The sequence below is a fragment of the Sphingomonas sp. Leaf28 genome (genome assembly GCF_001421685.1).
GTDB lineage: Bacteria > Pseudomonadota > Alphaproteobacteria > Sphingomonadales > Sphingomonadaceae > Sphingomonas > Sphingomonas aurantiaca.
In genome coordinates this window covers 565,861-585,967 of the sequence record NZ_LMKX01000007.1, presented here as the reverse complement: position 1 = coordinate 585,967, position 20,107 = coordinate 565,861, and the positions used below count along the sequence as shown (strand labels likewise).

Below are 20,107 nucleotides of genomic sequence, written 5' to 3'. Positions count from 1 at the left end.
ATGGCACACGGACAGCGTATCGTCGCGATCATCGTCGCCGCCGGAACCGGCGTGCGCGCCGGGGGCGCGGTTCCCAAGCAATATGCACGCATCGGCGGACGACCGATGATCGCCTATTCCCATGACGCGTTCGCCGCGCACCCGGCGATCGCCGAGACGATCGTCGTGGTGGCTGCCGGACAGCAGAGGATGGCGATCGAAGCACTCGACTGCGACGCGACGATCGTCGTCGGCGGTGCCACACGCCGCGAGTCGGTCGCGAACGGCGTCGCAGCGGTCGGCGAGGCGACTCACGTGCTGGTCCACGACGCGGCCCGCCCCTTCCTCTCTGCCGCCGTCATCGATTCGCTCGTCGCCGCCCTGAAGACCAGGGATGCGGCCATTCCCGTCCTCCCGGTGACCGACACGCTCGCGCGCGGCAGCGTCCTGCTCGGCGACATCGTGCCGCGCGCGGACCTCAACCGCGTGCAGACTCCCCAGGCGTTTGCCGTCGAAGCCTTGCGCGCCGCCCATGCGGTCTGGCCCGCGGACGAAGAGGCGACCGACGACGCGCAGATGGTGCGACGGCTTGGCGTCGGCGTCGCGTTGGTGCAGGGCTCGGCGATGCTCGAGAAAGTCACCCACCCCGAAGATTTCGCGGCCGCCGAAGCGCGTGTCGCCGCCAATAGCTCGTACGAGACCCGCACTGCGATGGGCTTCGACGTCCACCGGCTCGAAACCGGCGAAGAGCTCTGGCTCGGCGGCATCCTGATCCCGCATGACAAGGGCCTGTCGGGGCATAGCGACGCCGACGTCGCGCTCCATGCGCTGACCGACGCGCTGCTCGGCACGATCGCGGCGGGCGATATCGGCACGCATTTCCCGCCTAGCGATCCGCAGTGGAAGGGCGCCGACTCGGGCCAGTTCCTCCAGCACGCGGCCAAGCTGATCGCCGAGAAGCGCGGCCGGATCGAGTTCGTCGACCTCACGATCATGTGCGAGGCGCCCAAGATCGGCCCGCACCGCGCGGCGATGACCGCACGGATCGCCGATTTGCTCGGGCTCACGCTCGACCGAGTCAGCGTCAAGGCGACCACGACCGAGCGACTCGGCTTCACCGGACGCGGCGAGGGAATCGCCGCGCAGGCGGTCGCGACCGTCCGCGTCCCCGGTGCTCCGGCATGAAGATCACCGCCGCGTTCGTCGCGATCGCCCTCCTCGCCAGTCCCGCAGTGGCGCAACCACGCTGCATCACCGGCCCCGAGGCCGAATCGCTGACCTTGGTCGCGATGCCCGACATCATCCGCGAGACGGGCCGCGTCTGTGCCGCGCAGCTCCCCTCGGCCAGCCTGATCCGGCGCCAATCGAGCGCGCTGATCGGGCGGTACGAGACCGAAGCCGAGCGCGCATGGCCGGCGGCGCGCGCAGCGATCGTCAAGCTCAGCGACCCTGCTGTCGATGCGCTGCTCGATTCGGACTTCGCGCGCCCGCTACTGACGACGTTGCTCGTGCCGCAGATCGTCGGCCGGATCGCGCTGCGCGATTGCGCGACGATCGACCGGCTCGTCACGCTGCTCGAACCGCTGCCCCCGCGCAACACGGCCGGGATCGTCGTCGAGACGCTACGCTACCTCAAATCGCAAAAGGCGCGCGGGGGTGCTATTTCGGTCGCCTCACTGCCCTTGTGCCCGGTGGAGACTCGCTGATGGATACCATCCTTCCCGCCGAACTGGTCGACGCCGCGCGCAAGGTCATCGACCGGAACCGCGCGATCGGGCGCCGCGTCGCGGTCGCCGAGAGCTGCACCGGCGGGCTGGTCGCCGCGGCGCTCACCGAGATCCCCGGATCGTCGGACGTGTTCGAAGTCGGCTTCGTCACCTATTCGAACGACGCCAAGCTCGGCATGCTAAAGATCAGCTCGGACGTGCTCGACACGTTCGGCGCGGTGTCGATCGCGGTCGCCTGGAGCATGGCGCAGGCCGCGCTCAAACAGTCCGGCGCAGATATCGCCGTCGCGATCACCGGCGTCGCCGGCCCCGGTGGCGGATCGCTCAAGAAACCGGTCGGCACGGTCGTGTTCGGCCGCGCAGAAAAGGGCGGCGATCCGTCCGACGTCCACGCCGATCGCAAGGATTTCGGTGACCTTGGCCGTGGCGGAATCCGCCTTCAGGCCGCGCTGTGTGCGCTCGAACTCTTGCTGCCCGACGCGTCGACGCCGTAAAGTTCGGCGGCGCGCGTCTCGAACGCGCCGATCATCTTGCGCAGCGCCGCGCCGAACACCTGCCCGGCGATCATCTCGAACATCCGGTTCTTGAACGCGAAGTCGACGGTGAAATCGACCGCGCAGCCCTGCGGCTCGGGCCGGAAATGCCATTCGTTGCGCAGATATTTGAGCGGACCATCGACATAGTCGACGGTGAGTTCGCTCGGCCGGACCTTCTGGACGCGCGACGTGAACGTCTCGCGCAGGCCCTTGAAGCCGACGATCATGTCGGCGAGCGTCTCGGTTTCGCTGTTCGAGCGCACCCGCATGGCGCTGACCCAAGGCAGGAATTCGGCGTAGCGGCCGACATCGGCCACCAGGTCGAACATCTGCTCGGGCGTATACGGCAAATGACGCGTTTCCGAATGCTTCGGCATCAGATGCGCACGACGCCCAGCTTCGCGTCGCGATTGGCACGCAACTGCTCGAAATCGTCGCCAGCGTGATAGCTCGACCGGGTCAGCGGCGACGAGGCAACCAGCAGGAAGCCCTTCGCGCGCGCGATCGAGGCATAGGCGTCGAACGCCTTGGGCGGCACGAACTCGGCGACCTTCGCATGACGCGGGGTCGGCTGGAGATACTGGCCCATCGTCAGGAAATCGATGTCGGCGCAGCGCATGTCGTCCATCACCTGATGGATCTCCAGACGCTCCTCGCCGAGCCCGAGCATCACGCCCGACTTGGTGAAGATCGACGGGTCGTGACGCTTCACGCTCTCGAGCAGCCGCAGCGACGCATAATAGCGCGCGCCCGGGCGTATCGTCGGATAGAGCCGCGGCACCGTCTCTAGGTTGTGGTTGTAGACGTCCGGGCGCGCCTCGACGATCGACTCGATCGCGGCCTGCGCCTTGTTGCGGAAGTCGGGCGTCAGGATCTCGATCGTCGTCGTGGGGTTCGACGCGCGGATCGCCTGGATGACCTTGACGAACTGCGATGCACCGCCATCGGGAAGATCGTCGCGATCGACCGAGGTGATGACGATGTGGTTGAGCCCCATCTGCGCGGCCGCATCGGCAACGTTCTGCGGCTCCATCCGGTCGACCGCGCGCGGCATGCCCGTCTTCACGTTGCAGAATGCGCACGCCCGCGTGCAGGTATCGCCGAGGATCATGACCGTCGCATGCTTCTTCGACCAGCATTCACCGATGTTAGGGCATGCCGCCTCTTCGCACACCGTCGTGAGGCTTTTGGATCGCATCAGCTCGCGGGTCTTTGCAAAGCCAGCGGAGGTCGGCGCCTTGACGCGGATCCAGTCGGGCTTGCGCGCACGAACCGGCGCAGCCATCGGGGTCATGTCGTTCATGGACGCCAGATAGCCCCGCCCTGCCCTTGAGACAATGGCAGCCGATCGCGTCGTCGGCTTGGAATCACCGTTCGCCGAGGATAAAAACTTCTCCGGGAACCAGTTGCAACATGACAAGTTTGTCATGTTGCAATGCAATCGTCCATGAAAGGCTAACCGTGCCCACTCACTTTCCGGAAATGATCGAAGGCTATCACCGCTTCAAGGACGGCCCCTGGGAGCAGCAGCGCGAGCGCTGGAAGGAGCTGCAGGACGGCCAGAGCCCCAAGGTGATGATCATCGCCTGCTCGGACAGCCGCGTCGAACCGGCGCAGATCTTCGATACGCTGCCCGGCGAAGTGTTCGTCGTCCGCAACGTCGCCAACTTGGTGCCGCCCTACGAGACCGGTGGCGGCCATCACGGCGTGTCGGCGGCGATCGAGTTCGCCGTCACGCAGCTGAAGGTCGAAGAGATCGTCGTGATGGGCCATGAGAAGTGCGGTGGCTGCAAGGCCGCGCTGACGCAGGCCTTTGCCGACGCGGACCATGGTGCCGGCGGTTTCGTGTCCGACTGGGTCAGCCTGCTCGACGGAGCGCGCGAGAAGGTCATCGCCAAGTATGGCGACAGCGACCAAGCCGGTCGCGAGATGGAACTCGAGTCCGTCCGCACCTCGATCGCCAATCTCCGCACCTTCCCGTTCGTCAGAAGGGCCGAGGCTGCCGGTACGCTGGCGCTCCGCGGCGCGTATTTCGGCATCGACAAGGGCCAGATGCTGCTGCTCAACGCGGATGACGAGTTCATCCAGGCCGATGCGCCAGAGGCCAAATCCGCGAAAGCCTAACGGGTCAGCGAAGCCCTAACGCCTTCTCCGCCACGCGCTTGACCTTCGGGTCGAGCGGTGGCGGCACCATCGATACGCCGGCTTCGAGGCGGTCCGCGATCAGCGTCAGTGCTGCGATCCGGGCCGCCTTCTTGTCGTTGCCGTCGATGACGGTCCACGGCGCGGTCGCGGTATCGGTGCGCGCGAACATCTCCGCCATCGCCTCCAGATAGTCCTTCCGGCGCGATCGGTTGTGATAATCGTCGAGCCCGGTCTTCCAGTGCTTCCACGGATCGTCGAGCCGCGCCTTGAGGCGCCGGTCCTGTTCCTTCCGCGTCGTGTGGACGAACAGCTTGATCAGCGTCGTGCCGCTCTCGACCTGCTGCGCTTCGAACGCGTTGATCTCGTCATAGCCGTGGCGCCATTCGGCCTCGCTCGCAAACCCTTCGACGCGCTCCACCAGCACACGACCATACCAGCTGCGATCGAACACAGCGATATGGCCGTCCGCCGGCAGACGGTTCCAGAAGCGCCACAGGAAATGATGCGCCTTCTCGTCCGCGGTGGGCGCCGAGATCGGCCACACCTTGTAGTTGCGGGGGTCCCATTCGGCGGACAGGCGCTGAATGATACCGCCCTTGCCCGCCGCGTCCCAACCCTCGAACATCACGATCGCGCGCGTGCCGCCGACGATATGCGCGACCTGGATATGCTCCAGCCGCTTCTGGAGCGCAGCAAGGTCATGCTTGTACTTGCCGTCATACGAGTCGCCGGCTTCGTAGTCGTCGAGATGTATCGTCATGCGCTGCGCTCCGTCACTCGCTTCGATTATCCTGCGTTGGGTGCGACCGTCTTGGTCGCATCCTTCGGACCATCGACGGTCAGGCGGATGTTGAGTTCCTTCAGCTGCTTGGCGCTGACCGGGCTCGGCGCGCCCATCATCAGATCCTCGGCCTTCTGGTTCATCGGGAACAGCACGACCTCGCGAATGTTCGGCTCGCCCGCGAGCAGCATGACCATCCGGTCGATGCCCGGTGCCGAGCCGCCATGCGGCGGTGCGCCGACCTTGAACGCGTTGATCATGCCCGCGAAGTTCGTGTCGACATCGGCCTGCGTGTAGCCCGCGATCTCGAACGCCTTGTACATGATCTCCGGACGATGGTTCCGGATCGCACCCGACGACAGTTCGACGCCGTTGCAGACGATGTCGTACTGGTACGCCAGGATATCGAGCGGATCCTTGTTCTCCAGCGCGTCCATCTCGCCCTGCGGCATCGAGAACGGGTTGTGGCTGAAGTCGACCTTCTTGGCGTCCTCGTCATATTCGAACATCGGGAAGTCGACGATCCAGCAGAATTCGAACCGGTTCTCGTCGATCAGGCCAAGATCCGCCCCGATCCGCGCGCGGGCGGCGCCGGCGAGCTTGGCGGCGGGGAGTTCCTTGCCGGCGGCGAAGAAGATGCCGTCGTTGGGGCCGAGGCCCATCTCGGCGATCAGCTTGCGCGTGGCTTCCTCGCCGTGGTTCTTGGCGATCGGACCGCCGAGCTCACCGTTCTTCTGCGTGATGTAGCCGAGGCCGGCATGACCCTCGGCGCGCGCCCAGTCGTTCATGTCGGTAAAGAACTTGCGGCTCTTCTCGGCGGTGTTCGGCGCGGGGATCGCGCGGACCACGTCACCGCCGGCGACGATGCCCGCGAACAGGCCGAAGCCCGAATCGACGAAGTGGTGGCCGACATCGTGGATCAGGATCGGGTTGCGCAGATCGGGCTTGTCGCTGCCGTACTTCAGCATCGATTCGCGGTAGGGAATGCGCTTGAACGGCAATGCCGAGACCTGACGTCCCTTGCCCTGCCAATCGGCAAACTCCTCGAACACGCCGTGCAGGACGGGCTCGATCGCGTTGAACACGTCGTCCTGCGTGACGAAGCTCATCTCGAAATCGAGCTGGTAGAACTCACCCGGCGAACGATCGGCGCGCGCGTCCTCGTCGCGGAAGCAGGGCGCGATCTGGAAATAGCGGTCGAATCCCGCCACCATCAGCAGCTGCTTGAACATCTGCGGCGCTTGCGGGAGCGCGTAGAACTTGCCCGGATGCACGCGGCTCGGCACCAGATAGTCGCGCGCGCCCTCCGGCGACGACGCGGTCAGGATCGGCGTCTGGAATTCGGTGAAGCCCTGATCGTTCATGCGGTTGCGCAGCGAGGTGATGACCTTCGAGCGCAGCATGATGTTCGCGTGGAGACGCTCGCGACGCAGGTCGAGGTAGCGATAGCGCAGGCGGATATCCTCGGGATATTCGGCCTCGCCTGCGACCGGCATCGGCAGTTCGCCGGCCATTGACTGGACGGTCGCGGCGGTCGCGCGGATCTCGATCCCGCCGGTCGGCAGGTTCGGGTTCACCGCCTCGGGTGCTCGTGCAGTCACCTTGCCGGTGATCGTAACGACGCTCTCGCTCTTCAGGCCCTCGATGACCTTGAAGACGGGGCCGGACACGTCGGTGACGATCTGCGTGATGCCGTAGTGATCGCGCAGATCGATGAAGACGAGGTCGCCGTGATCGCGCTTCTTGTGGACCCAGCCCGACACGCGGACCTCCTCGCCGACCTGTTCGGGGCGGAGGGCGGCGCAGTTATGGGTGCGATAGGCGTGCATGATGGGTCTTCTCGGACGATAAACAGGTGTCTCGCGCTTCCCTTCCTCACCCGCCTTTGTCAACCCGGACGACCCTCGCTATGGAAACGCCATGCATATCCACCCGCTTATCTCCGACAGTGCCACGCTCGCCAATCTGTGCGCGCGCATGGCCGACGCCGACTATGTGTGCGTCGACACCGAATTCATGCGCGAGAGCACCTATTACCCGGAGCTCTGCCTGATCCAGATCGCCGACGACAAGGAAGCCGCGGCGATCGACCCGATGGCCCCCGGCATCGACCTCAAGCCGCTGCTCGATCTGCTCGTCGAGAATCACGACGTGCTGAAGGTGGTCCATGCCGGCGGGCAGGATATCGAGATCGTCTACAACCTCACGGGCAAGACGCCCTTCCCGCTGTTCGACACGCAGGTCGCGGCGATGGCGCTCGGCCAGGGCGAGCAGATCGGTTATTCCAACCTCGTCGACAGCTGGCTGGGCATCGCGGTCGACAAGGGCGCGCGCTTCACCGACTGGGCGCGCCGCCCGCTCGACGCGCGGCAGATCGAATATGCGATCGGCGACGTGACGCATCTGTCGAAGATCTTCCCCAAGATGCTCGAGAGGCTGCGCAAGACCGGCCGCGGCGTGTGGCTCGACCAGGAGATGGAGCGGCTTGGCGACATCGCCAATTATGCGAACGATCCCGATCTGGCGTGGAAGCGCGTGCGAATTTCGGGCCGCAAGCCCGAGGTGCTGGGCCGCCTGAAGGCGCTGGCGCGGTGGCGCGAACTGGAGGCGCAGGCGAAGGACCTGCCGCGCGGGCGGATCGTCAAGGACGAGACCCTCGGCGACATGGCGGGCCATCCGCCCAAGAAGCAGGCCGATCTCGCCCGCGTGCGCGGCTTGTCGGCGAGCTGGGCGGGGAACGACATTGGCGGCCGGCTGATGGCGGCGATCGAGGGTGCGCAACCGCTCGGCGAAGACGAACTGCCGCCGCGCGACGATCGCAAGCCCGGGCTCGGCAAGGAGGGGTCGCTCGTCGCGGACCTTCTCAAGCTGCTGCTGAAGATCCGCTCGCGAGACATTGACGTCGCGTCGAAATTGCTCGCGCGGACCGATGAGCTGGAGGCGCTTGCCGCCGGCGTTCGGGTCGGGTTGCCGATGCTCGAAGGCTGGCGGTTCGACCAGTTCGGCCGCGACGCGCTCGATCTGGTCGAGGGCCGACTGGCGTTTGCGGTGATCGGCGGAAAGCTCAAGATGACGCGTACGGAGGATGCCGCATGAAGATCGTTCTGGTTGCCGCCCTGCTGGCGTCCGCGGCGTGCACGCCGGTCGAGATGCGTGGCGAGGCTCCCGCTGCGGCCCCCACCGAAGCCGCGTGCAATGCGGACTCGCTCGGCGATCTGGTCGGCAAGCGCGCGAGCGATGCGCGGGCGGACGTGATGCAGACGCGGTCGGGTGCACGGACGCTGCGCTGGATTGCGCCGAATACCGCGACGACGAAAGATTTCCGCGTCGACCGGTTGAATGTCTATGTCGATGCCAAGGGCCGGATCGAACGCTTCACCTGCGCCTGAGGGCGCGCTCCTAGATCCTCCCCCGGCAGGGGGAGGATTACTAGGGCACGACGCTTACGCGATCGTCAGCAGCGCCTTGCGGCCAAGCGCGGTGGCCAGCGCGTTATGCCGCCGTTCGACCGCTTCGCCATACAGCCCCTTGTCCTCGGGACGCAGCGTCAGCGTGAGCGTGAGGCCGTCATCGGTCAGCCGCGATCGCTGGAGTGGGCCGGCGAGGCCACCGCTCATCCGCTGGCCAAGTCGCATTGCAAGCCCCCACGCGGTCGCGCTTTTTATCGCCGCGGGTGATGCCAGCCGACCGACCGGGTCGGCCGCCGCAAGATCGCCGCCGAGGCTCGCATAGAGTGCCTGTGCCAGCATACCCCGGCCGGGCGCGTCGATCGCGACCCAGTTGCCGTGCAGCGCGACCTCGACCCCGCGTTCCGCGCGGAACTCCGGATTGGCGCGCCAGCCGACATCGGCGAGCAGACAGGCGGTGTGCCGTATCCGCGCCATCGCCGCCGGTTCGCCGACGAACAGCGGTGCGATCCAGCGATCGAGCAGATCGCCATGCTCGGGAAAACGTCCAAGCAGCCGCCCTTCCTCGCGTGCGGCAACGATCAGCGGATCGAGCGTGCGGTCCGCGCGCTTCAGATCCTCGTAGAGCAGGCCTTCACGCAGCCCGTATGCGGAGACGACCGTCGTCCGGCTGCCGAGTTGCCGCATGAGCACGCCCAGCAGTGCCGCAGCGTCGGCAAGCGTTGCCGAACGGCCCGACGACAAACCCGGAATAGCCTTCAGCCGCGGCTTGGAGAGCTGCGGGATCGTGCGGCTGAGACGCGTGATCGTCGCAGCGGTCATCGAATATTGATGGATGATCGGCAGCGGATAGTCCGACAGCTCCATGTCGAGACGCGCCAGCGCACGCCACGATCCGCCGACGAGATATAGCGGAAGCCCCTGCCCGCGCGCAGTCCAGCCCGCCTCGCGAATGAGGCGGGCGACGAGCCGTTCAAGGACCTTGCCGCGTTTGGCGCGGATCGGACCTATGCGCAGCACGCCGAGCGGAAACGAGACGCGATCCTCGATCTTCCCCTGCCGGACGCGGACAAGTTCGAGACTGCCGCCGCCGAGATCGCCGACGATGCCGTCGGCATCGGGGATCGCGGACAGCACGCCATAGCCCGCCGCACTGGCCTCCTGCTCGCCCGACAACGTCTCGACCTTGAGGCCAAGATGTTCGGCCGTTGCAATGAGTTCACCGCCATTCTTCGCATCGCGTACCGCCGCCGTCGCGACCGTGCGGAGCGTCGAGCATTCCATCTCGCGCGCGACGGCCGCAAACCGCGCCAGCGCAGTCCGCGCGGTCTTCAGCGCGGACTTCTCGATCGATCCGGTCGCAGCTAGCCCCCGACCGAGCCCGGCCAGTACCTTTTCGTTGAACCGGATCGCAGGGAGCCGCGGCGGGCCCTGATACACGACCAGGCGGATCGAGTTCGAGCCGATGTCGATGATCCCCGTACGCGGGTGATCATCGGTTTCGGCCTTGGGCGGCGCGTTGCCGAACAAGCGGTGTGCGACGCTCATCGTTTTCGACGGAGCGACAGGGTCGGCACGGCATTGCTGGTCGCAAGCGAGGCACCACGGCCGGAAAGCGACGGATTGGTCATGAAATACCGATGCAGGTTGAAGGGGCGGTCGCCGGAATCGACGCGATTATACTCGCCATCGGGTTGCAGTTCCCAGCTCTGCTCGTTGTCGATCAGGTTCGCGACCATCACCTGGTCGAGGATCTGGTCGTGGACGGTCGGGTTGAGGATCGGCAGCATATATTCGACTCGACGATCGAAGTTGCGCGGCATCCAGTCGGCCGACGAGATGAACAGCTTGGCGCCGTCGTTGGGCAGTGCCTTGCCGTTACCGAATGCCCAGATCCGGCTGTGCTCTAGAAAGCGCCCGATCACCGACTTGACGCGGATCGTCTCGGAAAGCCCGGGCACGCCGGGGCGCAGGCAACAGATGCCGCGGATGATGAGGTCGATCTCGACCCCGGCCCCGCTCGCCTCGTACAGCTTCTCGATCACCGCGGGGTCGACCAGCGAGTTCATCTTCGCCCAGACGCCCGCAGGTTTCCCCGCGCGCGCATTGGCGATCTCGACGTCGATCAGGTTCATCAGGTTCTGGCGCAGGTCGCGCGGCGAGAGGCTGACACGCGCCATGTCGGTCGGTTCGACATACCCCGTGATGTAGTTGAACATCTGCGCCGCATCACGCCCCACCGCCGCGTCCGCGGTGAAGAAGCTGAGGTCGGTATAGATCTTGGCCGTGACCGGGTGATAATTGCCCGTGCCGAAATGGCAGTAGGTGCGAAACGCGGAGCCCTCGCGGCGGACGACCAGCGACACCTTCGCATGCGTCTTCCAGTCGATGAAGCCGTACACCACCTGCACGCCCGCACGCTCCAGCGCGGAGGCCCAGACCATGTTCTGCTCCTCGTCGAAGCGCGCCTTCAGCTCGACGACCGCAGTCACCGACTTGCCGGCTTCGGCCGCGGTGATGAGCGCGTTGATGACCGCGGGCTGCTTGCCGGCGCGGTAGAGCGTCTGCTTGATCGCGACGACGTCGGGGTCGTTCGCTGCTTGTTTCAGGAAGGCGAGCACCACCTCGAACGTCTCGTACGGATGGTGGACGACGATGTCCTTGGCCTTGATCGCGGCAAAGCAATCGCCACCGAATTCGCGGATCCGCTCGGGGAAGCGCGGGGTGAAGGGGGGGAATTTGAGGTCGGGACGATCCTCGTCGACCAGACCGTCGAGATCGACGATGCCGAGCAGGTTGCCGCTCTCGGTGATGATCGCATCCGCGCCGCCGAGTTCGTCTTTCAGGACGGCGGCGAGCACGTCGGGAATTCCGGTCTCGAGTTCCAGGCGGATCACGCGGCCACGGCGGCGGCGTTTGATCGCGTTGGCGAAGTAGCGGACGAGGTCTTCTGCCTCCTCCTCGATCTCCATGTCGCTGTCGCGCAGCACGCGGAAGCTGGCCGCGGCGAGCACGTCGTAGCCAGGGAACAAGACCGGGGCGAAGCGCTTGAGCAACGTCTCGATCGCGATGTAGCGCGCGGGTTCGCCGGGCAGGCGGACGAAGCGCGTCATCGTGTGCGGGAGCATCACCAGCTCGCGCACCGGCTCGTTATCCGAGATCCGGACGAGGTCGAAGATCACCGAAAGCCCGCGGTTCGGGATGAACGGGAAGGGATGCGCGGGGTCGAGCGCCTGCGGGGTCAGGATCGGGAAGATCTGATCGCGGAAGTGCGTTTCAAGCCACTCGTCGGCTTCGCCTTCGATTGCCTCGCGGCGCAGGACGAACAGCCCCGCCTCGTCGAGCAGCACGCGCAGGTCGCCCCACACCGCCTGCTGGCTTGCCATCAATGCATCGGCCTCGCGGACGATCGCGGTCAGCTGCTGGCCTGCGGTGAGGCCGTCCGCAGACCGCCGATCGACGTCCTGCGTCTGCTGGCCCTTCAGCCCGGCCACGCGGACCATGAAGAACTCGTCGAGGTTCGACCCCGAGATCGACAGGAAGCGGAGCCGCTCGAGCAGCGGGTGCGCCGGGTTGCATGCTTCCTCCAGCACGCGGCGGTTGAACGCGAGCCAGGAGAGCTCGCGGTTGAAGAACCGGTCGTTCGGCTCTGCGCCGATGGGATCGTCGTCGTCTTCCACTTGGCGGACGATATGCGCTGGACGGTTCATCGGTCCTCTTGGGGTCTTATGGTGACGTAAAGAGCGGCAGATCCAGGGCAAGCTGTGGCCGCAGGATCAGCCCGGCCTCGGTGAGTGTCGTTCGTGCAAGAGGAATGGACAAGCGCTTGCGACGTTCCATCGCCTCCTGATCGAGCGCATCGACGGTTCGCGTTACGGTAATATGACTACGCTCAATTCGGGTGGCGAGCCAGTCGACCAGATCGGGCCGCGCATCGAGGCTCCGCCGCTCGAACAGATGCGCGAGCAGCAGCCGCATGAGTTCGTCGTCGGGCGCGCCGATCGCCGCGATCGGGCTGGCGGCGAGACGCGAGCGCAGATCAGGGAGCTTCACCTTCCATTCGGGCGGTGCCGCATCGGCGACGATGAGGAGCGGTCGGTGCTCCTCCTGCGCGCGGTTCCAGGCGTGGAACAGCTGGGTCTCGGGGACGCGCTCGGCATCGTCGATGATCGTGCCGCCGCTCTTCGCCGCGAAGATGCGCGCGAGCAGGCTGCGGCCCGATTTGCGCGGGCCAGTGAGGATGGCGGTCATGACGGGCCATGTCGCGGTATGCTCCAGCGTGTGGACGGCCCGCGAGTTGGAGGGGGTAACCAGGAAGGCGTCGTCGCGAGGGTCCGCCGGCCAACCGAGTGGCAGCGCGATTTGAGTCATCTTGGTCGCGCTCACCCTGTCGTCACGGTATCCGCGGGAAGATCCGGCGGAAGAAGTTGGGAAACCCGGCGGATCCGGATCGTCTGGCCGGAGCCGAAGACCTGATAGCCGCGCACTTCGAGTGCGGTCTTCAGCGCGGCCGGATCGCCGTCATAGGCGACGCGCATCAACGACACGCCACCGAGCGCGAGGCTCGTCGTCGCGGCCGAGCGGACGCCGGGGATTGCGCGGAGGGCTGCCTCGGTCGAGGACACCGCGGTTGCGGCCGGCGTGTCGAACTGGACGATGACCGAAATGCCCTCACCGCCGGTCAGTACCGCAGTGTTGGCGTCTGCGGTCTCGTCGGTCGGCAGGTCCTCGATCACCGCCGCTTCGGGGGCCGGTGGTGGCGACAGGCTATAGTCGACACGCAGCGACCCGTTGCGCCGCGCCTGCTGGTACAGGTCGTCGATCCGCTTCACGCCGGTATCGAGCAGTTGCGCGATGCCATCCGACGTGCCGACCCGCAGCGTGAAGCTGCCGATCAGGTCGTTGTCGGGGCCGTGGCGCGCTTCGAACACGCCGATCACCGGACCGCCGGGCCATTGGCGATAGAGCTTCACGACGGGCATCAGCACGTCGCTCGCGCCATATTGGTCGAGGATCGTCCGCCACCAGCCGCGCCCGGGGCGCTGCGTCTGGCCGACGTTGAGCAGGAGCGCGTCGGGACCGGAGCCCGACGGACGGACATAATCGATGCTGCTGTTGCCGGTGCGATAGCGCGCCCAGGCCTGCTGCCACGGCGTGCTCTGCTCGAACGCCTGGCCGACGCCGCCCGACCATTGGATCGGGATGACCAGCATCGGCTGCGAGCGATCGGCATAGGTCGATATGCCGAGGACCGATCCGGCGCGGGTGCGGTCGAACAGCACGCCGAGCTTGGCGATATAACGGTCCGGGCCGATCTGTTCGTTCTCGACGACGATCCCGGACACGAGCGAATCGAGCGTGCCGTCTGAGACGAGGCCACCACCGCCACCCAACCGGTTCGACAATTGCACCCATGCCTTGCGCTGAGCGAGCCGCCATCCGGCATAACGCGCGGCGTCGGCGGTCTTGCCGGCGACGTCGACCGTGACGCCGCTCACCTCATAGGCGCTGCCGCTGTCGACCGGCGCGGCGCCGCGGCTGCCGCCCTCGATCTGCGCAAGCACGGCTCCACCGCTCAGCAAGAGGGCGGCGCCAGCGAGCGCTGTGGGAAGGGCACGAAAACGGATCACGCGGGCCTTTTGGCGAAGCAGACGTGGAAATCCAAGCGCGATGTGGCTAGCAGCACCGATCATGACCGATACGCCAGACTCCGCCACCCCCGCTTCGGGCCCCTACACCTACGCCCAGGCAGGCGTTTCGATCGCCGCGGGCAACGCGCTCGTGCGCGCGATCGCGCCGCTCGCGCGGTCGACGCGGCGGCCCGGGGCGGACGCCGATCTCGGCGGGTTCGGCGGCATGTTCGACCTGAAGGCGGCTGGGTTCGTCGATCCGCTGCTGGTCGCGGCGAACGACGGTGTCGGCACCAAGCTGAAGCTGGCGATCGAATGGGACCGGCATGAGGGCGTCGGCGTCGACCTGGTCGCGATGTGCGTCAACGACCTGATCGTGCAAGGCGCGGAACCCCTGTTTTTTCTCGATTATTATGCCAGCGGCAAGCTCGATGCGGCGGTCGCCGAGCGGGTCGTGTCGTCGATCGCGGAAGGCTGCAAGACCGCCGGCTGCGCGCTGATCGGCGGCGAGACCGCCGAGATGCCGGGCATGTATGCGGACGGCGATTACGATCTGGCGGGCTTCTGCGTCGGTGCGGTCGAGCGGACCAACGTCCTGACCGGGCGTGAGATCGCGGCGGGCGACGTCATGCTCGGGCTTGCCTCGTCGGGGGTGCATTCGAACGGCTTCTCGCTGGTCCGCCGGCTGGCGACGGATCGCGCGTGGAAGCTCGATCGTCCGGCGTTGTTCGACCAGGAACGCCTGCTGATCGATCATCTGATGGCGCCGACTCGCATCTATGTCGCGAGCCTGTTGCCGTTGCTGCGCGAGCGGCGGATCAAGGGGCTGGCGCACATCACCGGCGGCGGCCTGCTCGAGAACATCCCGCGCGTGCTGCCCGAGGGCGTGCATGCCGTGGTCGATGCGGATGCGTGGGAGCAGTCGCGGCTGATGGCGTTCCTGCAGGCGCAGGGCGCTATCGAGCCGGAGGAAATGGCGCGCACGTTCAACTGCGGGATCGGCATGGTCGTGATCGTCAGCGCCGACGAGGCCGAGGCGGTGACCGCCGCGCTCGAAGCCGCGAACGAGACCGTGTTCACGATCGGCTCGATCGAAGCCGGCGCGCATGGGTGCACCGTGCGCGGCTCGGCCGGCACCTGGAGCGCGCGCGCCGACTGGACCGCAACGCATGGCTGACAAGACGCGCGTCGGCGTGCTCATTTCCGGGCGCGGATCGAACATGATGGCGCTCGTCGAAGCGTCGCGCGCGGCCGACTGCCCCTATGCGATCGCGCTCGTCGCCTCGGACAAGCCCGAGGCGGCCGGGCTCGCCTGGGCGCAGTCGCAGGGACTGGAGACGTTTGCGCTGTCCCCCAAGGGGCTCGGCAAACCTGCTTATGAGGCGGCGATCGATGCGGCGCTCCGCGAGGCGGGCGTCGAGGTGGTCGCGCTGGCGGGCTATATGCGGTTGTTGTCCGACGGCTTGGTCGCGGCGTGGCGGGACCAGATCGTCAACATCCATCCCTCGCTCCTGCCCAAGTACAAGGGGCTCGATACGCACGCGCGGGCGATCGCGGCGGGCGATGCGGTCGGCGGCTGCTCGGTGCATGTCGTGACCGAGGAACTGGATGGCGGAGTCGTGCTGGGCCAGGCCGAGGTCCCGATCCTTCCCGGCGACGATGGGGACTCGCTTGCGGAGCGCGTACTGGCGGCCGAACATGCGTTGTACCCGAAGACCTTGGCGGAGTTCGTGACGCGATGACCAATATGTCCCCCCTCGACCGCGTTCGCGCGGCTGCGCTCGCGCTGCCCGAGACCGAGGAAACCTTCTCGCACGGCCAGCCGACCTTCTTCGTAGCGGGCAAGCAGTTCGCGCAGTTTCGCGCCGACCATCACGGCGACGGACTGACTATGGTGTGCGTGAAGACCGGTGGCAGCGACGAACAGGCGATGCTGATCGAGGCGAACCCCGCCGTCTATTCGCGCCCCGCCTATCTCGGCGCGTCCGGGTGGGTCGGCATGACGCTCGCCGGCGATCCCGACTGGGCGCTGGTCGAGGATCGGATCGCGCGCAGCTGGGAACTCGCCGCCCCTGCCCGCCTACTGGAAGCCGGCGGACGATGAGCAGCGAGACTCCGACCGAACGCCGCGAAGCCGCCGCTACGCGCCGCCGGTGGGTGACGCTGGCCGAGGTCGTGGCAGTGGCGGGCGTTCTGATCGCCGCGCTGACGCTGTGGACGAACTGGTCCGAACACCGCGCCGACGAGGCTGACAAGATCGCCGCACAGTCGAGCGCGGCGCGCGAACGTTCGCGGATCGATTTGTCGGCGATTGTACAGGATGGCGGCGACACGCTGTTGCTCAAGGATGCGCGGCACGATCTTCAGGATGTGACGATCACCTTCCCGCGTGCGCTCGGCGTCTCGCCACAGCGGCCGCCGGCTGAACCGGTCATCGACGCGTCGTGGGTCTCGGCACCGTTGCTCAAGGTGACGGATGGCGGTTCGGACGATCGTGCGGGGCGTCTGCCCGTGCTCGTCAGTGTGCACTATTTCGATGGGGACACGACCCGGTCGGCGAGCGGGATCTACGACGTGATCTGGAAGACCGAGGGCCGGATGCTGCGCGGCCGCGCGCTGAAGCTCGAAGGCTTGCGCGTTCGCCAGCGTGGGGGCGACCAGGCGAAGCTTGATGCGATCTGGGCGCGAGAGAAGCCGGCGGCCTAAGCCGCCGCCTCTCCTCCCCGTCGCGCCTCCCCGGCGGAGGCCGGGGTGGTTCCATTGGATGGGTCCTCGTCTTATTCAGACGGATCGCGCGTAGACCGGGTCTTCGTGGAGCGTGGTGCCGACCATGAACTGCCGAGCGCCGATCACCGCGAACCCATGACGCTCGTAAAAAGCACGAGCGCGCATATTTCCCTCCCATACGCCGAGCAGGACTCGGTTGCGGCCAGCGGCGGCGGCATCCTCCAGCGCCCGCGTCATCAGCGCGGCGCCAAGCCCCGTGCCCTGCGACTGCGACATCAGATAGATGCGGCGGAGTTCGATATCGGTGGGGCCGATCGGAATCGGAAAGTCCGGCGCGGTCAGCACAGTGTAGCCGATCGGCGCATGGCCGGGCTCATACTCCGCGATAGTGACGATCGTCGCGGGATCATCGAGCCACGCTGCGAACGTGGCGATGCTGTTCTTCGTCGTGCAGTGGGCGACGATATCTGCCCCGGTCAGCACGGACGCATAGGTATGGAGAAACGTGGCGGATGCGACGAGCGACAGCGCGGGCGTATCGCCCGGCCCCGCCCGCCGCATCCGCCAGGTCATCAGCCGACGATCTCTTCGGGCTTGAAGAAGTACGCGATCTCGATTTCGGCATTCTCGTCCGAATCCGATCCATGTACCGAGTTCGCCTCGATCGACTCGGCCAGTTCCTTGCGGATCGTGCCGGCGTCTGCGTTGGCGGGGTTGGTGGCGCCCATGATGTCGCGGTTACGCTGCATCGCGTTCTCGCCTTCGAGAACCTGGACGACGACGGGGCCCGAGATCATGAACGAGACGAGCTCGCCGAAGAACGGACGCTCCTTGTGGACCGCGTAGAAGCCTTCGGCCTGCTCGCGGGTCATCTGGATGCGCTTCGAAGCGACGACGCGCAGGCCGGCTTCCTCGAGCATCTTGGTGACCGCACCGGTCAGGTTGCGGCGGGTTGCGTCGGGCTTGATGATCGAAAAGGTACGGTTCGCGGCCATGATGGTCACGGGCTCCTGTGTTGACGGTAATAGGATGCGCGGCGCTTAGGCGCGGATCGGTCCTAAAGCAACCTATGCGGCCTGTTCCCACTTCCCGGACTCGGACTGCTTCCAGTAGCGGCGTTCGACTCCCTCGCGGTCGGCGAGCGCTTTCCAGGCGAGGCGGGCCTCGCGGATCGCCTCGTCGTCGAAGAAGTGGAATGCGCGGTCGAAGGTTAGCGCATCGTCGCGCCATTGTCCGTCGACGATCGCGACGTTGCGCGCTGCGTTGGCAGGCGTGATGTCGGCGGCGATGAGGATCGGCTGGACGGAGTCGTCGCCCGCGCCGGCCTGCGCATGGGGCAGGAAGCTTTCGGGCGCGTAGGACCAGAGCAGCCGATCGAGCGTGGTGCGCTGGACTTCGGGCTCGGCGACGATCAGCAGCCGACCACCGGTCGTGACGACTCGCTCGGCGATCCGCGGGAGGACTCGGTCGAGCGGGCTGGTGAGGTGGTAGAAATCGACCTGCATGCTTTTCACTGATCCTGCCGTTCTCCGTCATCCTGGCGAAAGTCAGGATCCAGGGCCACGGGGCGCATCGCTTGCTACTCTGGATCCTGGCTTTCGTCAGGATGACGGGGGAATTGAGTCCCCCGTCCTAGCCTCAGCCCTCAAAATTATCCGCGACGAACTGGTCGAGCAAACGCACGCCGTAACCGGTCGCACCCTTGTCGTGGTTCGTACCCGGCTTGTCGGACCAGACCATCCCGGCGATGTCGAGATGCGCCCACTTCACGCCCTCGTCGACGAAGCGCTTGATGAACTGGGCCGCGGTAATCGATCCCGCGCCACGCGGCCCGACATTCTTCATGTCGGCGATCGGCGAGTCGATCAGCTTGTCATAGGCTGGCGACAGCGGGAAACGCCACAGCGTGTCGCCCGTGGCCTTGCCCGCCGCGATCAACTGGTCGGCGAGCGCATTGTCATTGGCAAAGATGCCGCCATTCTCGGTGCCAAGCGCAACGATCATCGCGCCGGTCAGGGTGGCGAGATCGACGATCGTCGTCGGCTTGTGCGCTTGCTGGACCCAGGTGACGCAATCGCACAACACCAGCCGCCCCTCGGCGTCGGTGTTGAGCACCTCGATCGTCTGTCCCGACATCGACGTGATGACGTCGCTCGGACGCAGCGCGGCACCGTCGGGCATATTCTCGACCAGGCCCATCACGCCGACCACGTTCGCCTTGGCCTTGCGCGAGGCAATCGCCTTCATCGCGCCCGCGACCGCGCCGGCGCCGCCCATGTCCCACTTCATGTCTTCCATGCCCGCGCCGGGCTTGATCGAGATGCCGCCCGAATCGAACGTCACGCCCTTGCCGACGAATGCGAGCGTCGGCGCATCGGCCCCTGCCCCGTTCCACTTGAGCGCGAGAATGCGTGCTTCCCGCCGCGAACCCTGGCTGACGCCGAGCAGCGAGCCCATGCCGAGCTCGGTCATCTGCGCCTCGTCGAGCACGGTGATCTCGAGCCCGAGACCCTCGACCTCCTTCGTCACCTTCTCGACGAAGCTTTCGGGATAGACGACGTTCGGCGGCGACGTGACCAGCCAGCGCGTCAGATCAAGACCGCCGGTAACCGCGGCCTGCTCGGCCCAGGCGGCAGCGATGCCCTCGGGTGCGCCCGCGATGGTGATCTCGGTCAGCGTCGGCTTCGACTTGTCGGCGAGCTTCGTGCGGTACGTGTCGTACCGCCACGCGCGCTGCGCGGCGGCGGCAGCGAGGCGCGCGGCGACTTCGGCGGTCGGCGTAGCGCCGGCAGACAGGTCCACCGTGACGGCGGTCGCGCCCGAGGTCAGCAGGCGTGCGGTGATCGCACCCCCGGCCTTCTCCCAGTCGGCATTCTCTCCCGTGCCGACGCCGACCAGCAGCACCTGGCGGACTGCGCCCTCGACGGGCACGAACAGCTCGACGACCGAGCCCGCCTCGCCGGCGAAGCGCGCCGCGCCGGCCGCCCTCGTCGCGATCGCCTCGACGTCGCCACCGATCGCAGTCCACGTCACCTGCGACACGCCGTCCTTCGCGACCAGTATGGCGAGGATCGGTGCATTGGCGGGGACGGTGGAGGCGAAGACGATCTGCATGAAGAACCCTCGGGAAGCGTTTGAACGGATACAGCCCTTAAGTTGATGACGCAGGGCCGGC

The 20,107-nt window shown here is 66.6% G+C and carries 22 protein-coding genes; 10 read left to right on the top strand and 12 right to left on the bottom strand.

Annotated elements, in window-relative coordinates; genetic code table 11:
• From ASE79_RS09185 to ASE79_RS09175, 3 genes are read left to right on the top strand one after another with little or no spacing between them, the layout of a single operon-like run.
• Positions 1-1,164, top strand: a complete 1,164-nt coding sequence (locus ASE79_RS09185; protein ID WP_056415027.1) for a bifunctional 2-C-methyl-D-erythritol 4-phosphate cytidylyltransferase/2-C-methyl-D-erythritol 2,4-cyclodiphosphate synthase — start codon at positions 1-3, stop codon at positions 1,162-1,164.
• Positions 1,161-1,685 carry a hypothetical protein gene (locus tag ASE79_RS09180; protein WP_056415024.1) on the top strand — a complete coding sequence of 175 codons (525 nt, stop codon included), beginning with the start codon at positions 1,161-1,163 and terminating at the stop codon, positions 1,683-1,685. Before ASE79_RS09185 ends, ASE79_RS09180 begins: the two co-directional genes overlap by 4 nt.
• On the top strand, positions 1,685-2,200 hold the full coding sequence (locus tag ASE79_RS09175; protein WP_056415021.1) for a CinA family protein: 516 nt from the start codon (positions 1,685-1,687) through the stop codon (positions 2,198-2,200). The genes ASE79_RS09180 and ASE79_RS09175 overlap by 1 nt, the downstream gene beginning before the upstream one ends.
• Here ASE79_RS09175 and ASE79_RS09170 read toward each other — a convergent pair.
• A complete protein-coding gene (locus tag ASE79_RS09170) occupies positions 2,146-2,619 on the bottom strand; it encodes a type II toxin-antitoxin system RatA family toxin (RefSeq protein ID WP_056415018.1) in 474 nt (157 codons plus the stop codon). The two genes, ASE79_RS09175 and ASE79_RS09170, sit on opposite strands and share 55 nt — an antisense overlap.
• Positions 2,619-3,545, bottom strand: coding sequence for a lipoyl synthase (lipA, locus tag ASE79_RS09165; protein ID WP_056415016.1), 927 nt, complete (start codon positions 3,543-3,545; stop codon positions 2,619-2,621). The genes ASE79_RS09170 and lipA overlap by 1 nt, the downstream gene beginning before the upstream one ends.
• Positions 3,546-3,724: 179 nt before the next feature.
• Between lipA and ASE79_RS09160 the strand changes: the two genes are divergently transcribed.
• On the top strand, positions 3,725-4,366 hold the full coding sequence (locus tag ASE79_RS09160; RefSeq protein WP_234422885.1) for a carbonic anhydrase: 642 nt from the start codon (positions 3,725-3,727) through the stop codon (positions 4,364-4,366).
• A gap of 4 nt (positions 4,367-4,370) precedes the next feature.
• On the opposite strand, the gene ASE79_RS09155 is transcribed toward ASE79_RS09160, so the two are convergent.
• Both ASE79_RS09155 and aspS read right to left on the bottom strand, forming a co-directional pair.
• Positions 4,371-5,147 carry a polyphosphate kinase 2 family protein gene (locus ASE79_RS09155; RefSeq protein WP_056415010.1) on the bottom strand — a complete coding sequence of 259 codons (777 nt, stop codon included), beginning with the start codon at positions 5,145-5,147 and terminating at the stop codon, positions 4,371-4,373.
• A 26-nt stretch (positions 5,148-5,173) separates the two neighbouring features.
• On the bottom strand, positions 5,174-6,997 hold the full coding sequence (gene aspS, locus ASE79_RS09150; RefSeq protein ID WP_199860893.1) for an aspartate--tRNA ligase: 1,824 nt from the start codon (positions 6,995-6,997) through the stop codon (positions 5,174-5,176).
• A 91-nt stretch (positions 6,998-7,088) separates the two neighbouring features.
• On the opposite strand from aspS, the gene rnd reads away from it, so the two are divergent.
• Together rnd and ASE79_RS09140 are read left to right on the top strand one after the other, a co-directional pair.
• Positions 7,089-8,264 carry a ribonuclease D gene (rnd, locus tag ASE79_RS09145; RefSeq protein WP_056415007.1) on the top strand — a complete coding sequence of 392 codons (1,176 nt, stop codon included), beginning with the start codon at positions 7,089-7,091 and terminating at the stop codon, positions 8,262-8,264.
• Entirely contained in the window at positions 8,261-8,557 is a 297-nt protein-coding gene (locus ASE79_RS09140) for an I78 family peptidase inhibitor (protein ID WP_056415003.1), read from the top strand. Before rnd ends, ASE79_RS09140 begins: the two co-directional genes overlap by 4 nt.
• A 54-nt stretch (positions 8,558-8,611) precedes the next feature.
• Here the strand turns inward: ASE79_RS09140 and ASE79_RS09135 are convergent, their stop codons facing one another.
• The 4 genes from ASE79_RS09135 to ASE79_RS09120 are packed head-to-tail and all read right to left on the bottom strand — an operon-like array spanning position 8,612 to position 14,202.
• A complete protein-coding gene (locus tag ASE79_RS09135) occupies positions 8,612-10,123 on the bottom strand; it encodes a Ppx/GppA family phosphatase (protein ID WP_056414999.1) in 1,512 nt (503 codons plus the stop codon).
• The gene (locus ASE79_RS09130) at positions 10,120-12,285 is read right to left on the bottom strand and encodes an RNA degradosome polyphosphate kinase (protein WP_056414996.1); all 2,166 of its coding nucleotides are present in this window, start codon (positions 12,283-12,285) and stop codon (positions 10,120-10,122) included. Before ASE79_RS09130 ends, ASE79_RS09135 begins: the two co-directional genes overlap by 4 nt.
• A 16-nt stretch (positions 12,286-12,301) precedes the next feature.
• The gene (locus ASE79_RS09125; RefSeq protein WP_056415790.1) at positions 12,302-12,946 is read right to left on the bottom strand and encodes an HdaA/DnaA family protein; all 645 of its coding nucleotides are present in this window, start codon (positions 12,944-12,946) and stop codon (positions 12,302-12,304) included.
• Between the two features lie 11 nt (positions 12,947-12,957).
• Positions 12,958-14,202: a hypothetical protein gene (locus ASE79_RS09120; protein WP_056415786.1), complete on the bottom strand. Its 1,245-nt coding sequence runs from the start codon at positions 14,200-14,202 to the stop codon at positions 12,958-12,960.
• 64 nt (positions 14,203-14,266) lie between these two features.
• Here ASE79_RS09120 and purM point away from each other — a divergent pair, with 64 nt between their 5' ends.
• Genes purM through ASE79_RS09100 form a run of 4 tightly spaced genes read left to right on the top strand, consistent with a single transcriptional unit; the run spans position 14,267 to position 16,911 of the window.
• Positions 14,267-15,382, top strand: coding sequence for a phosphoribosylformylglycinamidine cyclo-ligase (purM, locus tag ASE79_RS09115; RefSeq protein WP_056414993.1), 1,116 nt, complete (start codon positions 14,267-14,269; stop codon positions 15,380-15,382).
• Entirely contained in the window at positions 15,375-15,947 is a 573-nt protein-coding gene (purN, locus tag ASE79_RS09110; RefSeq protein ID WP_056414991.1) for a phosphoribosylglycinamide formyltransferase, read from the top strand. Before purM ends, purN begins: the two co-directional genes overlap by 8 nt.
• Positions 15,944-16,309, top strand: coding sequence for an MmcQ/YjbR family DNA-binding protein (locus ASE79_RS09105; protein ID WP_056414988.1), 366 nt, complete (start codon positions 15,944-15,946; stop codon positions 16,307-16,309). The genes purN and ASE79_RS09105 overlap by 4 nt, the downstream gene beginning before the upstream one ends.
• Positions 16,306-16,911 carry a hypothetical protein gene (locus ASE79_RS09100; RefSeq protein ID WP_056414985.1) on the top strand — a complete coding sequence of 202 codons (606 nt, stop codon included), beginning with the start codon at positions 16,306-16,308 and terminating at the stop codon, positions 16,909-16,911. The genes ASE79_RS09105 and ASE79_RS09100 overlap by 4 nt, the downstream gene beginning before the upstream one ends.
• 75 nt (positions 16,912-16,986) lie before the next feature.
• On the opposite strand, the gene ASE79_RS09095 is transcribed toward ASE79_RS09100, so the two are convergent.
• The 4 genes from ASE79_RS09095 to ASE79_RS09080 form a co-directional block, all read right to left on the bottom strand.
• The gene (locus ASE79_RS09095; protein WP_056414981.1) at positions 16,987-17,505 is read right to left on the bottom strand and encodes a GNAT family N-acetyltransferase; all 519 of its coding nucleotides are present in this window, start codon (positions 17,503-17,505) and stop codon (positions 16,987-16,989) included.
• Positions 17,505-17,927, bottom strand: a complete 423-nt coding sequence (gene ndk, locus ASE79_RS09090; RefSeq protein WP_056058698.1) for a nucleoside-diphosphate kinase — start codon at positions 17,925-17,927, stop codon at positions 17,505-17,507. The genes ASE79_RS09095 and ndk overlap by 1 nt, the downstream gene beginning before the upstream one ends.
• 72 nt (positions 17,928-17,999) lie before the next feature.
• Positions 18,000-18,437 (bottom strand): DNA polymerase III subunit chi, encoded by a 438-nt coding sequence (locus tag ASE79_RS09085; RefSeq protein WP_056414978.1) that lies wholly within the window; start codon positions 18,435-18,437, stop codon positions 18,000-18,002.
• Positions 18,438-18,570: 133 nt separating this feature from the next.
• Positions 18,571-20,046, bottom strand: coding sequence for a leucyl aminopeptidase (locus ASE79_RS09080; protein WP_056414975.1), 1,476 nt, complete (start codon positions 20,044-20,046; stop codon positions 18,571-18,573).
• Between the last annotated feature and the right edge of the window lie 61 nt (positions 20,047-20,107).

Excerpts from the sequence above, each read along its gene's own strand:
- purM (WP_056414993.1), top strand. The coding sequence starts at position 14,267 with ATGACCGATACGCCAGACTCCGCCACCCCCGCTTCGGGCCCCTACACC.
- ASE79_RS09180 (WP_056415024.1), top strand. The coding sequence starts at position 1,161 with ATGAAGATCACCGCCGCGTTCGTCGCGATCGCCCTCCTCGCCAGTCCC.
- purN (WP_056414991.1), top strand. The coding sequence starts at position 15,375 with ATGGCTGACAAGACGCGCGTCGGCGTGCTCATTTCCGGGCGCGGATCG.
- ndk (WP_056058698.1), bottom strand. The coding sequence starts at position 17,927 with ATGGCCGCGAACCGTACCTTTTCGATCATCAAGCCCGACGCAACCCGC.
- ASE79_RS09095 (WP_056414981.1), bottom strand. The coding sequence starts at position 17,505 with ATGACCTGGCGGATGCGGCGGGCGGGGCCGGGCGATACGCCCGCGCTG.
- ASE79_RS09135 (WP_056414999.1), bottom strand. The coding sequence starts at position 10,123 with ATGAGCGTCGCACACCGCTTGTTCGGCAACGCGCCGCCCAAGGCCGAA.
- ASE79_RS09100 (WP_056414985.1), top strand. The coding sequence starts at position 16,306 with ATGAGCAGCGAGACTCCGACCGAACGCCGCGAAGCCGCCGCTACGCGC.
- ASE79_RS09160 (WP_234422885.1), top strand. The coding sequence starts at position 3,725 with ATGATCGAAGGCTATCACCGCTTCAAGGACGGCCCCTGGGAGCAGCAG.
- ASE79_RS09185 (WP_056415027.1), top strand. The coding sequence starts at position 1 with ATGGCACACGGACAGCGTATCGTCGCGATCATCGTCGCCGCCGGAACC.
- ASE79_RS09170 (WP_056415018.1), bottom strand. The coding sequence starts at position 2,619 with ATGCCGAAGCATTCGGAAACGCGTCATTTGCCGTATACGCCCGAGCAG.
- ASE79_RS09130 (WP_056414996.1), bottom strand. The coding sequence starts at position 12,285 with ATGAACCGTCCAGCGCATATCGTCCGCCAAGTGGAAGACGACGACGAT.
- ASE79_RS09140 (WP_056415003.1), top strand. The coding sequence starts at position 8,261 with ATGAAGATCGTTCTGGTTGCCGCCCTGCTGGCGTCCGCGGCGTGCACG.
- lipA (WP_056415016.1), bottom strand. The coding sequence starts at position 3,545 with ATGAACGACATGACCCCGATGGCTGCGCCGGTTCGTGCGCGCAAGCCC.
- ASE79_RS09105 (WP_056414988.1), top strand. The coding sequence starts at position 15,944 with ATGACCAATATGTCCCCCCTCGACCGCGTTCGCGCGGCTGCGCTCGCG.
- ASE79_RS09085 (WP_056414978.1), bottom strand. The coding sequence starts at position 18,437 with ATGCAGGTCGATTTCTACCACCTCACCAGCCCGCTCGACCGAGTCCTC.
- ASE79_RS09080 (WP_056414975.1), bottom strand. The coding sequence starts at position 20,046 with ATGCAGATCGTCTTCGCCTCCACCGTCCCCGCCAATGCACCGATCCTC.
- aspS (WP_199860893.1), bottom strand. The coding sequence starts at position 6,997 with ATGCACGCCTATCGCACCCATAACTGCGCCGCCCTCCGCCCCGAACAG.
- ASE79_RS09175 (WP_056415021.1), top strand. The coding sequence starts at position 1,685 with ATGGATACCATCCTTCCCGCCGAACTGGTCGACGCCGCGCGCAAGGTC.
- rnd (WP_056415007.1), top strand. The coding sequence starts at position 7,089 with ATGCATATCCACCCGCTTATCTCCGACAGTGCCACGCTCGCCAATCTG.
- ASE79_RS09125 (WP_056415790.1), bottom strand. The coding sequence starts at position 12,946 with ATGACTCAAATCGCGCTGCCACTCGGTTGGCCGGCGGACCCTCGCGAC.
- ASE79_RS09155 (WP_056415010.1), bottom strand. The coding sequence starts at position 5,147 with ATGACGATACATCTCGACGACTACGAAGCCGGCGACTCGTATGACGGC.